This is a genomic window from Usitatibacter rugosus (genome assembly GCF_013003965.1).
In the GTDB taxonomy this organism is placed as follows: Bacteria; Pseudomonadota; Gammaproteobacteria; order Burkholderiales; family Usitatibacteraceae; genus Usitatibacter; species Usitatibacter rugosus.
This window is the reverse complement of sequence record NZ_CP053069.1, coordinates 2647987-2660272: the sequence shown is the minus strand read 5'-3', so window position 1 is coordinate 2660272 and position 12286 is coordinate 2647987. Positions and strand designations below refer to the sequence as shown.

At 66.5% G+C, this 12286-nt stretch carries 10 protein-coding genes; 4 read left to right on the top strand and 6 right to left on the bottom strand.

Annotated elements, in window-relative coordinates; all coding sequences use genetic code 11:
* Window positions 1-4 precede the first annotated feature (4 nt).
* Window positions 5-943 carry an AAA family ATPase gene (locus DSM104443_RS12515; RefSeq protein WP_171092708.1) on the bottom strand — a complete coding sequence of 313 codons (939 nt, stop codon included), beginning with the start codon at window positions 941-943 and terminating at the stop codon, window positions 5-7.
* A gap of 68 nt (window positions 944-1011) precedes the next feature.
* Between DSM104443_RS12515 and DSM104443_RS12510 the strand changes: the two genes are divergently transcribed.
* Together DSM104443_RS12510 and DSM104443_RS12505 are read left to right on the top strand one after the other, a co-directional pair.
* Window positions 1012-1509 (top strand): hypothetical protein, encoded by a 498-nt coding sequence (locus DSM104443_RS12510; RefSeq protein ID WP_171092706.1) that lies wholly within the window; start codon window positions 1012-1014, stop codon window positions 1507-1509.
* 10 nt (window positions 1510-1519) lie between these two features.
* Window positions 1520-2443 carry a histone deacetylase family protein gene (locus tag DSM104443_RS12505; RefSeq protein ID WP_171092704.1) on the top strand — a complete coding sequence of 308 codons (924 nt, stop codon included), beginning with the start codon at window positions 1520-1522 and terminating at the stop codon, window positions 2441-2443.
* A gap of 15 nt (window positions 2444-2458) precedes the next feature.
* On the opposite strand, the gene DSM104443_RS12500 is transcribed toward DSM104443_RS12505, so the two are convergent.
* The 5 genes from DSM104443_RS12500 to DSM104443_RS12480 form a co-directional block, all read right to left on the bottom strand.
* On the bottom strand, window positions 2459-3577 hold the full coding sequence (locus DSM104443_RS12500; RefSeq protein ID WP_171092702.1) for a hypothetical protein: 1119 nt from the start codon (window positions 3575-3577) through the stop codon (window positions 2459-2461).
* Between the two features lie 109 nt (window positions 3578-3686).
* Window positions 3687-4421, bottom strand: coding sequence for an amino acid ABC transporter ATP-binding protein (locus DSM104443_RS12495; RefSeq protein WP_281359525.1), 735 nt, complete (start codon window positions 4419-4421; stop codon window positions 3687-3689).
* A gap of 9 nt (window positions 4422-4430) precedes the next feature.
* On the bottom strand, window positions 4431-5111 hold the full coding sequence (locus DSM104443_RS12490; protein WP_171092700.1) for an amino acid ABC transporter permease: 681 nt from the start codon (window positions 5109-5111) through the stop codon (window positions 4431-4433).
* The gene (locus DSM104443_RS12485) at window positions 5111-5875 is read right to left on the bottom strand and encodes an amino acid ABC transporter permease (RefSeq protein WP_171092698.1); all 765 of its coding nucleotides are present in this window, start codon (window positions 5873-5875) and stop codon (window positions 5111-5113) included. Before DSM104443_RS12485 ends, DSM104443_RS12490 begins: the two co-directional genes overlap by 1 nt.
* A 53-nt stretch (window positions 5876-5928) precedes the next feature.
* Window positions 5929-6834, bottom strand: a complete 906-nt coding sequence (locus DSM104443_RS12480) for an amino acid ABC transporter substrate-binding protein (protein ID WP_171092696.1) — start codon at window positions 6832-6834, stop codon at window positions 5929-5931.
* A 202-nt stretch (window positions 6835-7036) separates the two neighbouring features.
* Between DSM104443_RS12480 and DSM104443_RS12475 the strand changes: the two genes are divergently transcribed.
* Window positions 7037-11845: an NAD-glutamate dehydrogenase gene (locus DSM104443_RS12475; protein WP_171092694.1), complete on the top strand. Its 4809-nt coding sequence runs from the start codon at window positions 7037-7039 to the stop codon at window positions 11843-11845.
* The gene (locus tag DSM104443_RS12470) at window positions 11842-12225 is read left to right on the top strand and encodes a hypothetical protein (protein WP_171092692.1); all 384 of its coding nucleotides are present in this window, start codon (window positions 11842-11844) and stop codon (window positions 12223-12225) included. Before DSM104443_RS12475 ends, DSM104443_RS12470 begins: the two co-directional genes overlap by 4 nt.
* The last annotated feature ends 61 nt before the right edge of the window (window positions 12226-12286 follow it).

The window sequence follows — 12286 nt, the reverse complement described above, 5'->3', positions numbered from 1 at the left end:
CCGTTCAAGGGATCGCGACGCCCGTCAGCAGGTCTCGCGCGGCGTCGAACCCGCCCTTGGCCGCCTCGGCGCTGCCGTGCACGCGGTGCCCGACGACCGAGGGCAGGATGGCCTGCACGTCCTCGGGCAGCACTTGCCTGCGGCCCTTCATCATCGCCCACGCCTGCGCGGCGCGAAGCAGGGCGAGGCCGGCGCGCGGCGAGAGGCCCTGCGCATAGCGCGGCGAGTGGCGCGTGTGGTTGATGAGGGCCTGGGCGTAGTCGAGGAGCGCCTCGGACACCTGCACCTGTGGCACCGCGGCCTGCAGCTCGAGGAGCTGCGCGGCCGTCATCGCCGGCTGGAGGTGCTGGATCATGTCGCGCCGCTCTTCCCCCATCAGCAGCGCGCGCTCGGCCTTGGCATCGGGGTAGCCCAGGTGGATGCGCATGAGGAAGCGGTCGAGCTGCGACTCGGGCAGCGGGAACGTGCCCACCTGGTGCAGCGGATTTTGTGTCGCGATGACGAAGAAGGGCTCGGGCAGGCGCCGCGTCTCGCCCTCGGCGGTCACCTGGTGCTCCTCCATCGCTTCCAATAGCGCGCTTTGCGCCTTGGGGCTCGCGCGGTTGATCTCGTCGGCGAGGATGATCTGCGCGAAGATCGGGCCCGGGTGGAAGCGGAAGGTGGAGCTGTCGCGATCGAAGATCGACACGCCGATGACATCCGCCGGGAGGATGTCGGACGTAAATTGGATGCGCTGGTAGTCGAGGCCGAGCAGCCGGGCGAGCGCGTGGGAGAGCGTGGTCTTGCCCACGCCGGGAACGTCCTCGATCAGCAGGTGGCCGCGAGCGAGGATGCACGCCATCGCGAGGCGGATCTGCCCCTCCTTGCCGAGGATGACCTGGCCGGCGCGGGCGATGACTTCCTCGATGGGATCGGCGAGTTGCTTGCGGGAATCGAGCAGCATGGAAGGGGGCGGAAACCTGTCAGCCAAATACGTGTCGGAACGTTAACTGGATTATAGTGGGACTCCCGATGAAGCCTTCCAAGATGCGTCTTTTCTTCGCCGCGGCCGCCTGTGCCGCCTCGCTCCAGGCCTCCGCGCAGGCCGTCCCCAACGCCAACTACACCGACATGTGGTGGCTGCCCGCCGAGTCGGGCTGGGGCATCAGCTTCATCCAGCACCCGTCCAATCAATCGTTCGCGGTGCTGTACCACTACGATCCGCTGACCCCCGAGCCCAACACCGCCGACGGCGCCGATTTCAGGCCGATCTGGATCGTCATGCCCGGCGGCACGTGGACTTCGCCTACCCGTTTCACGGGCGCCGTCTATGTCACGAGCGGGGTGCCTTTCTTCCAGTCCGGCACCAACACGGTCAACAACGAGGTCGGCACGTTCACGTTCAACTTCACCGACATCAACAACGGCACGTTCACGTACAGCATCCAGGGCAACAACACGCCCGGCACCCCGGCCTTCGGCCTGCCCGCGGCCAGCGGCGTGAAGAACATCACGCGCCAGATTTTCTGACGCGGGGCGCATGGCAGTCGCGCTCCTCACCCACCCCGATTGCGTCCTCCACGAGATGGGGGACCATCACCCGGAATCCCCGGAGCGCCTTCGCGCCGTCCTCGCGGCCATCGAAGGCGCGGGCCTGGCACCGAAGCTGCGCATCGAGCGCGCCCCCGAAGCCACCCGCGAGCAGCTGCTGCGCATCCATCACCCGGACCACGTCGACCTGATCTTCGACGCGTCGCCCCAGGCGTCCTACGCCTACCTGGATCCGGACACCTCGATGAATCCCAAGTCCCTCTCGGCCGCGCTGCATGCGGCGGGTGCGGTCGTCCGCGGCACGGACCTCGTGATGTCGGGCGAGGTGAAGAGCGCCTTCTGCGCCGTGCGTCCGCCGGGCCACCACGCCACGCCCGAGCGGCCGATGGGCTTCTGCCTCTTCAACAACGTCGCCATCGGCGCCGCCCACGCGCTCGAGGCGCACGGGCTGGAGCGCGTCGCGGTGCTGGACTTCGACGTCCACCACGGCAACGGCACCGAAGACGCTTTCCACGAAGATCCGCGAGTGATGCTGTGCTCCACCTTCCAGCATCCCTACTATCCGCACTGCGGCGCCGAATCCGGCAACGAGCACATCATCAACGTGCCGCTGCCGGCGATGACCGATGGCGAAGGCTTCCGCCAGGCCGTGGAAGAGGTGTGGATCCCCGCACTGGATCGCTTCAACCCCCAGCTCATCTTCGTCTCGGCCGGCTTCGATGCCCATCGCGAGGATCCGCTCGCGTACCTGAACCTCGAGGACGAGGACTACCGCTGGGTCACCGAGCGCCTCGTGGAGGTCGCAAACCGCCACGCGCAAGGCCGCGTGGTCTCCACGCTGGAGGGCGGCTACAACACGGTGGCTTTGGGGCGGTGCGTGGTTGAGCACCTCGAGGTGCTCGTCGCCCACTGAAGCCGGGCGAATCCGCTACGGCTTGGCGGTGGCGACGTTCTGGGCTTGCGCCCGGAAGGGCCCGGATTTCTGCGTGAGGCCGATCAGCGCCCAGTTCCGCGTCGCGATGGCGTCGTGGATGATGCTGCGATAGCGCATGGCCTGCGCGTACGCGAAGGGCGAGGCGAGGAAGTTCTGGTAGAGGTCCTCGTACGTGCGCGCATCGCAGTAGCCGGCGTAGGCGCAGGCATTGAGGGCTTCACGGTTGAGCGCGAGGCAGTCGGGGCCGTAATCGCAGGCCACGAGCAGGAATGCGCCCAGGAAGGCGTTGGGTTCCGCCATTTCGCCGTCGGGGCCGATGCGGATCTGCTGCGTGGTGGCCATGGTGGAGAGCACCTGGCCCACCGTCACCACGGCCTCGGGGTCGTGCGTCTCGAGCAGGCCGATCAGCACGTTCAGCTCCGAGGAGCCGTCGACGCGCTGGCCCGCGCTGGTGTCGCCGGGCGGCTTGGAGCTGCCGGGCACGCCGTTGTTGTGCTTGTTCAAGTCGGCCACGAACATGCGGGCCTGGGCGCGCGGGTCGCCTTGCTGGGCGGCATCGGCGTACAGCGACTCGATGTCCTTGGCGGCGATCTTCGTGCCCTGGAAGCGGGCGCAGCGCTGCGTGTTGTCGCTGGCCTCGAAGGCGGCGATGCGCTTGCCGTTGAGCGCGTCTCCCGCGGGCAGGCCGGCCAGGAACAGGCGGCGCTGCTTGGCGGCGTAGGCGATGAGGTCCTCGTTCATCGAGGCGACGAACTGGCACTCCTCGAGCGTCTTGGCGAGGTGGTAGCGCTCGTCGGCGTTGAGCGTGGCGCGGCGCGACAGGAGTTGGTCCGCGTAGGCCTTGAGGTCCGTGGCGGCGCGGAACTCGAGCGACGCGGCGGAGGCCTTGACGGTCTGGATGCGATTGGCCGAAGCGATGGAGGCGGCGGCACGAGGCTCGGCGACGACGGGGAGCACGGCAGATTCGCCGACCGTGAGCTTGCCCTCGGTGGCCGTGACGCGCGCAGGCGCCCGGTCACCTGCGGATGCAGGCGCAAAACCCGCGTACTTGGTGGCGATCAAAACGCCCCAAGCAACGAGAGAAGCCAGGCCGATGGCCGTCAGGCGATTCATGGATAGGGAGTTTCGGGGGAAAAACCCGTTTCGTCAATGGCTTGGGCAGGATTCCTCAGCCCATTTTCGGCAAGGAGTGCCGAAAATCGCCCAAATCGGCAGTTTGGGGTCAATGGTGGAGGATTTTGGACAGGAATTGCTGGGCCCGCTCGGAGCGGGCGGTGCCGAAAAACTCGTCCTTCGTGCAGTCCTCGACGATCTGGCCCTTGTCCATGAAGATCACCCGGCTGGCGACCGTCTTGGCGAAGCCCATCTCGTGGGTGACGCACATCATGGTCATCCCCTCGCGGGCGAGCTCGACCATGACGTCCAGCACCTCGTTGATCATCTCCGGGTCGAGGGCCGAGGTGGGCTCGTCGAAGAGCATGGCGATGGGGTCCATCGACAGGGCGCGGGCGATGGCCACGCGCTGCTGCTGGCCGCCCGAGAGCTGGCCGGGGTACTTGTCCTTCTGAGCGATGAGGCCCACGCGGTCCAGGTACTTCAGGCCGTGCTCGATGGCCTGGTCGCGAGGGCGGCCCAGGACCTTCATCTGGCCGATCGTGAGGTTGTCCACGATCTTCATGTGCGGGAAGAGCTCGAAGTTCTGGAACACCATCCCGATGCGCGAGCGCAGCTTCGAGAGGTTGGTCTTCGGGTCGTGGACCTTCACGTCCTCCACGGTGATCTCGCCCTTCTGGAAGGGCTCGAGCGCGTTCACCACCTTGATGAGCGTCGATTTACCGGAGCCCGAAGGGCCGCAGACGACGACCACCTCGCCCTTTTCGACCTTGGTGGTGCAATCCGTGAGCACCTGGAACTGCCCGTACCACTTGCTCACGTTCTTGATGTCGATCATCGGCATGCGATTGTCCTATCGAACGATGGCGTACTTCGCCTGGAGCTTCTTCACGGCCCACGAGGCCCCGAAGCAAATGATGAAGAACACGAACGCCACGAAGATGTAGAGCTCCACGATGCGCCCGGAAAGCTGGCCCGCCTTGCTCGCGGCGCCGAGGAAGTCCTTCAAGCCGACCACGTACACGAGCGAGGTGTCCTGGAAAAGGATGATCGCCTGCGTGAGCATGATCGGGATCATGTTGCGGAAGGCCTGGGGCAGCACCACGGTGCCCATCGCCTGCCAGTAGTTCATGCCGAGCGCGTAGGCGGCCCACGGCTGGCCGCGCGGGATCGACTGGATGCCGGCGCGGATGATCTCGGAGTAGTACGCGCTCTCGACCATGATGAAGGCCACGATCGCGGAGGTGAACGGTCCCACGGCCTCGCCCTGCTGGCCGGTCATCTTCTGCACCAGCATCGGCGTGAGGAAGTAGAACCAGAAGATCGCCATGATGAAGGGGATCGACCGGATCAAATTCACGAAGCCCGCGGCGGGGTAGGAGAGCACCTTCCACGACGACAAGCGCGCCATCGCGAGCAGCGTGCCGAAGAAGATGCCCCCGGTGAGCGCGATCGCGAAGAGCTTGAGCGACAGCATCATGCCGCTCACCAGCACCTCGCGGTTCTTCCAGATGACGTTCCAGTCGAAATCCATCAGTGCCCCGCCGCCTGGGAGATGTAGCCCGGAACCGCCACGCTCTTCTCGAGCCAGCGCATGAGGAAGATCACGGTGAGGGTGATCGCGACGTAGATCAACGTGGCCGCGGTGAAGGCCTCGAAGGTCTTGAACGTGTACTCGGAGATCTGCCGGCTCTGCGCCGTGAGCTCGATCACGCCGATGGTGAGCGCCGTGGAGGAGTTCTTGAAGATGGTGAGGAACTCGCTCGTCATCGGCGGGATGATGATGCGGAAGGCCATCGGCACCAGCACGAAGCGGTAGACCTGCGGCAGCGTGAAGCCCATCGCGAGGCCGGCGTTGGTCTGGCCGCGGGGCAGCGAAAGGATGCCGGCGCGAACCTGTTCGGCGACGCGCGAGGCGGTATAGAGGCCGAGGCACAGGACCGCGGCGGTGAATTCCCACATCGAGAACTGCGCGAACGGCAGCTCCACGAGGTTGGGAAGGTCCTGCTTGAGGTAGTCGCCCAGCGCCTTGGGCACCAGCTCCGGCATCACGAAGTACCAGAGGAACATCTGCACCAGCAGCGGGACGTTGCGGAAGATCTCGACGTACGTCGTGGCGATGGTGCGCGGCAGCGCGAGCGGCGTGGTGCGCATCACGCCCAGCACCGAGCCCAGGCTGAAGGCGATGATCCACGCGAAGATCGAGACCAGCAGCGTCCACATCGTGCCGGACGCGAGCCAGCCCAGGTACGTCATGCCCCCCGAGGGGGCCTGCTCCAGGAAGACCTTCCAGTCCATGGCGGGCTCTAAAGAAGCGAGGGGAGCTTTCGCTCCCCCGGTCGGTCAGGACATCAGTCCGGAAGTGCGTTCGTGCGGCAGACGGCCTCGAGCAGCGGGCTCATCGGCACGCCCATCGTCTGGCCGGATGCCAGCTTGTCGACGAACCACTTCTTGTAGACGGTCTTGATCGGGCCGTTGCACAGGCCCGGCTCGCCGAAGAAGCGGGCGACGGCGCGGCGCACGACGACACCGAACGCATCGTCGTTGTTGCGGAACATCATCCCGTACGGGTCGTACGAGAGGTAGTCGCCGACGACCTCGAAGTCCTTCGGGTTCTTCGCGGTGCCGATCAGGCCGTAGAGCAGGATGTCGTCCATCGAGAACGCGGCGGCGCGGCCGGACTCGACCGTGAGGAAGCTCTCGGCGTGGTCCTTGGCGTTGAGGAACTTGATGTTCAGGTTCTCCTTGTCGGAGAGGGCCTTGATGATCCGCTCGTTGGTCGTGCCCTGCGTCACGACGACCGTCTTGTTCTTGAGGTCCTTGTACGTCTTGATCTTCGCGGACTTCTTCACCAGCAGCTTGGTGCCGGTGATGAACGTGACCGGCGCGAACGCGACCTGCTTCTGGCGCGTGAGGTTGTTCGTGGTGGAGCCGCACTCGAGGTCGATGGTGCCGTTGGCCATGAGCGGGATGCGCGTCTGCGACGTGACCGGGTTGTACTTCACGGTGAGGGTCGGCAGGTTCAGCTCTTTCTTCACTTCCTCGACGATCGCGGCGCAGATGTCCATCGAGTAGCCGATGGGCTGCTGCTTCTCGTCCAGGAAGGAGAAGGGCACGGAGGTCTCGCGGTGGCCGAGGGTGATGGTGCCGGAGTCCTTGATCTTCTTCAGGGTGCCGGTGAGATCCTGCGCCATGGCCGGAATGGCCATGAAAGCGCAGAGCGCGGCCGCGGCGGCGGCGTGGATGTGGCGATGCATGGGGGTTCCCTCCTCTGTTGAAAGCCAAGAATACTTCAAGTGACCATGCCTTGGTGAGCCAAGGCTCATGCCGGCCGATCGATTCCGAACGTCCCCGAAGGCTCGGAGCAAGCCGTATGCCATCGGCGGAGCCGGTCATGAAGACGTCCGCCGAATGGAGCAAAATGGAGGACTCCATACGCTTTCCGCATCCCCAATCCCCATGCATTTCCCCGCCCACGAGCAGAAGCAGGCCATCCTCGCGCAGGTCCTGCGCCTCGCCGACCAGCGCCTTTCCGGTGCCGCGGCGAAGGAGGCACGCACCTTCATCGCGCACTACTTCGATTCCGTCGACGCCGAGGACCTGTCGAGCCGGTCCGTCGAGGACCTCTACGGTGCCGCCATGGCGCACCTGCAATTCGCGCGCACGTTTGCCTCCGGCATGCCCAAGATCCGCGTGTACAACCCGCGCGTCGAGGAGCACGGCTGGTCCAGCCCGCACACCGTGATCGAGATGGTGAACGACGACATGCCGTTCCTCGTCGATTCGGTGGGCATGGAGGTGAATCGCCTCGGCTATACGCAGCACCTGCTGGTGCATCCGTTGTTCGGCACGCAGCGCGACAAGGAAGGGGCGCTCACCTCGGTCGGTGCTCCCGGCGCGGGCACGAAAGTGGAGTCGCTGATCCACGTCGAGGTCGATCGCGAGAACGACCCCGAGCGCCTCAAGGTCATCGGGCTGCAGCTGAACGCGGTGCTCGGCGACGTTCGCGCGGCCGTCGAGGATTGGCCGGCGATGCGCGAAGGCATGGCGGCCATGGCGAAGACGCTCGAGAAGCCACCCGTGACCGTGGATGCGGACGACGCCCGCGAGATCCAGGCGTTCCTCGCCTGGGCCATCGACGACAACTTCACGTTCCTCGGCTGCCGCGACTACGAGCTTGCGGTGATCGATGGCGTGGATCAGCTGAAGATCGTGCCGCGCACGGGCCTTGGCGTGTTGCGGGAACCCAAGCTCGGCGGCGTCTCGGCCAGCTTCGCGGAGCTGCCGGCACAGCTTCGTGCGCTCGCCCGCGAGCCGCGCGTGCTGGTGCTCACGAAGGCGAACACGCGCGCGACGGTGCATCGCCCGGGCTATCTCGACTACATCGGCGTGAAGCGCTTCGATGCCGCCGGCCAGGTGATCGGCGAGCGGCGCTTCGTCGGCCTCTACACCTCGTCGGCGTATCACGCCGATCCGCTCGAGGTCCCGCTCCTTCGCCGCAAGGTGGCCGCGGTCGTGGAACGCGCCGGCTTCCCGAAGGGCAGCCACGCCTACAAGAACCTGGTGCAGGTGCTCGAGGACTATCCGCGCGACGAGCTTTTCCAGGTGGACGCGGAGACGTTGCTGGACACGGCGCTGGGAATCCTGCGCCTGGGCAACCGGCGCAGGACCCGCGTCTTCATCCGCCGCGACCTCTTCGGCCGTTTCTATTCGTGCCTCATCTTCCTGCCGCGCGACAACTACAACACCGACGTGCGCGTGAAGATCCAGGAGATCCTCAAGCGCCACCTCAATGGCACGACCGCCGAGTTCACCGTCATGCTGTCCGACGCGGTCCTGGCGCGCATCCACATGCTGGTGCGCACCTCGCCGAAGGAGACGCCCGACTACGACGCGCGAGCCATCGAGGCGGAGATCGCCCAGGCCACGCGCCGTTGGGAAGACGACCTCAAGATCGCGCTCACCGAGGCCCTCGGCGAGGAACGCGCCGTCGGAGCCGTGCGCTCGTACGGCGCGGCCTTCCCGGTGGCGTACCGCGACGACGTCACGCCGCATTCGGCCGTGCGCGACGTGGTCGCCATGGAAACGCTCGGCGCCGATCGCGAGTTCGCCGTGAGCCTCTACCGCCCCGTCGAGGGCGATGCGAACACGCTGCGGCTGCGCGTCTATCGCTCCGGAGCCTCGGTGGCGCTCTCGGCGAGCCTGCCGGTGCTGGAGAACATGGGGCTCGAGGTGCTCGATGAAGTGAGTTATGAAATCGAGCGCGCGGGCGGCACCGTGTTCCTGCACGACTTCGGCCTGCGCAGCCATCGCCCGATCCCGCAGGTCGAGGTGATCAAGGCCATCACCGAGGAGGCGATCGCGCGCGTGGCCCGCGGCGAGATCGAGAACGACGGCTTCAACCGCCTCACGCCCGGCGCCGCACTAGCCCCGGACGACGTGATCGTGCTCCGCGCCTACGCCAAGTACCTCAAGCAATCGGGCTTCACGTTCAGCCAGGCGTACCTCGAGCAGACGCTCGCCGCACATCCGATCATCGCCGCCAAGCTGGTCGCGCTCTTCAAGGCGCGCTTCGAGCCGGCGCGCACCGGCGACCGCGAGGCTGCGCAGCAGGAGATCCACACCGAGATCAAGGAGGCGCTGAACGGCGTCGCGAATCTCGACGAGGACCGGATCCTCCGCCGCTTCCTCCACGTGGTCTGGGCGACGCTGCGCACCAACCACTGGGTGAAGGGCGCGGACGGCAAGCGCAAGCACTACGTGTCGTTCAAGCTCGAGTCGGCCAAGGTGCCGGAGCTGCCCGAGCCGCGGCCGCTCTTCGAGGTGTTCGTCTACTCGCCGCGCTTCGAGGCGATCCACCTGCGCTCCAGCAAGGTCGCGCGCGGCGGGCTTCGCTGGTCCGACCGCCCGGAGGACTTCCGCACGGAGATCCTCGGCCTGATGAAGGCGCAGGTCGTGAAGAACGTCGTCATCGTGCCTTCGGGATCGAAGGGCGGCTTCGTGCTGAAGAAGGCGCCGCCGCAGTCCGACCGCGAGGCCTACCTGAAGGAAGGCATCGACTGCTACCAGAACTTCCTGCGCGGCCTGCTCGACGTCACCGACAACCGCGTGGCGGGCAAGATCGTGCCGCCCAAGGACGTGGTGCGTCACGACCCGGACGATCCGTACCTCGTCGTGGCCGCGGACAAGGGCACGGCCGCGTTCTCCGATTTCGCCAACGCGGTCTCCGAGGAATACGGCCACTGGCTGGGCGACGCGTTCGCCTCGGGCGGCAGCGTGGGCTACGACCACAAGAAGATGGGCATCACCGCGCGTGGCGCCTGGGAGAGCGTGAAGCGCCACTTCCGCGAGATGGGCATCGACACGCAGAGCCAGGACTTCATCGTCGCCGGCATCGGCGACATGTCGGGCGACGTCTTCGGCAACGGCATGCTGCTGTCGAAGCACATCAAGCTCGTGGCCGCGTTCGACCACCGCCACGTCTTCCTCGATCCCGATCCGGATCCCGCGACCACGTTCGCGGAGCGCGAGCGTCTCTTCAACCTCCCGCGCTCGTCATGGGAGGACTACGACAAGAAGCTGATCTCCAAGGGAGGCGGCATCTTCCCGCGCTCGGCGAAGTCGATCGCGCTCACGCCAGAAGTGAAGAAGCGCCTCGACATCCGCGAGGACAGCCTCACGCCGCCGGAGCTGCTGAAGGCGATCCTCAAGGCGCCGGTGGACCTGCTCTACAACGGCGGCATCGGCACCTACGTGAAGGCCTCGTACCAGGCGAACACGGAAGCGGGCGACCGAGCCAACGACGCGATCCGCGTGAACGGAGCCGACCTGCGCGCGAAGGTGGTGGGCGAGGGCGGCAACCTCGGCTTTACCCAGCTCGGCCGCGTCGAGTACGCGCTGAAGGGCGGGCGCATCTACACGGACGCGATCGACAACTCGGCCGGCGTCGACTGCTCCGACCACGAGGTCAACATCAAGATCCTCGTGGGCCAGGTGGTGGCCGAAGGCGAGATGACGCTGAAGCAGCGCAACAAGCTGCTCGCGGACATGACCGAAGAGGTCGGCCACCTCGTGCTCGTGGACAACTACTACCAGCCGCAGGCGCTCGCGGTGCAGGGCGTGCGCGGCGAGAAGCTGCTGGATGGCCAGGCCGCGTTCATGCGCGTGCTGGAGAAGGCCGGCAAGCTCAATCGCGCGGTGGAGTTCCTGCCCTCGGAGGACGAGATCGCCGAGCGCCGCGTGAAGAAGCTGGGCCTCACCGCGCCCGAGCGGGCCGTGCTGCTCGCCTACTCGAAGATCGTGCTCTCCGACGAGCTCGACCGCTCGACCCTGATCGACGACGCGTATATCGGCAGGGCGCTCGTGGATTACTTCCCGAGCACGCTGCGGAAGGAGCAACCGGCGGCGATCGCGAAGCATCCGCTGCGCCGGGAGATCATCGCGACCGTCGTCGCCAACACGATGATCAACCGCACGGGCAGCATCTTCGTGCACCGCATGCAGGAGGAGACGGGCGCTTCGGCGGAAGAAGTCGTGCGCGCCTACATCCTGGTGCGCGACATCTACGGCCTCGACCCGCTGTGGCTCGAGATCGACGCGCTCGACAACAAGGTCCCCGCGCAGCTCCAGTACGAGCTGCTGATCAACGTGGGCCGCGTTCTGCTGCGCGCCGTGCTCTGGTTCCTGCGCCGCCGTCGCGAGAGGCTGCCGATCGCGCAGGTGCTGGAGATCTTCCGGCCCTCGCTCGGCGCGCTCGGCAAGCAGGTTCCGGCGGTGCTCTCTCCGGGAGACCGCGCCGCGTGGGAGGCCTACGTGCACAAGCTCACGACGAGCGGCGTGCCGAAGCCCCTCGCCGAGCGGCTGGCCAGCCTCGAGTCGCTCTACGCCGTGCTCGACGTGACCGAGGTATCGGACGAGACGAAGAAGGGCATCGACGCGATCGCCGCGGTGTACTTCGCGATCGTGGGCGAGCTCGACCTTCGCTGGGTCGCGGAGAAGATCACCGCGCTGCCGACGGATACGTCGTGGCAAGCCCTGGCCCGCAACGCCCTGCGCGACGACCTCGCGAGCCAGCAGCGCGCCATCACGCAGTCGATCGCGAAGATCTCCGACTCGAAGGATCCGGCGCAGATGCTGGCCGCGTGGAAGGAGCGCTACGGTCCGCAGATCGCGCGCCTCGAGTCGATGGTGAAGGATCTCAAGGGGCAGGGCACGCTGGATCTCGCCGTGCTTTCGGTGCTGCTACGGGAATTGCGCGGGCTCGCGTGAGCCTGGGCGAGGTCCTCCTCAGGACCTGCCCGAACTGCGGCGAGGTGAACCGGCGCGCCACGGGCTTCCGCGCGATCTGGACCAACCCGCGCTACACGGCGCGACAGTGCCAGGCGTGCGCGCATCCCCTCGACGGCAGTGCGGCGAGCGTCTTCGATCGCCTGGCCGGAGCGGGGCTCCGCGCCACGTTCTACGGCTTCAATGCGCTCTCGTGGTGTGTGGTCGCGATCGTCGCAACCGTCATCGTGGATGCATCGATCACCGCGCCGGTGCCGCGCCTTGTCTACCCGGTGTTGGCGGCGGCCGGCGTGGCGTTCGGCCTGTACCGCGCGGACATCACGCGCCGCCGCAAGCGGATCCTCGCGGTGCGTTCGGGCTGACCTATCGTCACTTGCATGAAACTTGCATCATGGAGGCTCCACCAACGACAACAACCCGGGG

Excerpts from the sequence above, each read along its gene's own strand:
- DSM104443_RS12515 (WP_171092708.1), bottom strand. The coding sequence starts at position 943 with ATGCTGCTCGATTCCCGCAAGCAACTCGCCGATCCCATCGAGGAAGTC.
- DSM104443_RS12510 (WP_171092706.1), top strand. The coding sequence starts at position 1,012 with ATGAAGCCTTCCAAGATGCGTCTTTTCTTCGCCGCGGCCGCCTGTGCC.
- DSM104443_RS12505 (WP_171092704.1), top strand. The coding sequence starts at position 1,520 with ATGGCAGTCGCGCTCCTCACCCACCCCGATTGCGTCCTCCACGAGATG.
- DSM104443_RS12500 (WP_171092702.1), bottom strand. The coding sequence starts at position 3,577 with ATGAATCGCCTGACGGCCATCGGCCTGGCTTCTCTCGTTGCTTGGGGC.
- DSM104443_RS12495 (WP_281359525.1), bottom strand. The coding sequence starts at position 4,421 with ATGCCGATGATCGACATCAAGAACGTGAGCAAGTGGTACGGGCAGTTC.
- DSM104443_RS12490 (WP_171092700.1), bottom strand. The coding sequence starts at position 5,111 with ATGGATTTCGACTGGAACGTCATCTGGAAGAACCGCGAGGTGCTGGTG.
- DSM104443_RS12485 (WP_171092698.1), bottom strand. The coding sequence starts at position 5,875 with ATGGACTGGAAGGTCTTCCTGGAGCAGGCCCCCTCGGGGGGCATGACG.
- DSM104443_RS12480 (WP_171092696.1), bottom strand. The coding sequence starts at position 6,834 with ATGCATCGCCACATCCACGCCGCCGCCGCGGCCGCGCTCTGCGCTTTC.
- DSM104443_RS12475 (WP_171092694.1), top strand. The coding sequence starts at position 7,037 with ATGCATTTCCCCGCCCACGAGCAGAAGCAGGCCATCCTCGCGCAGGTC.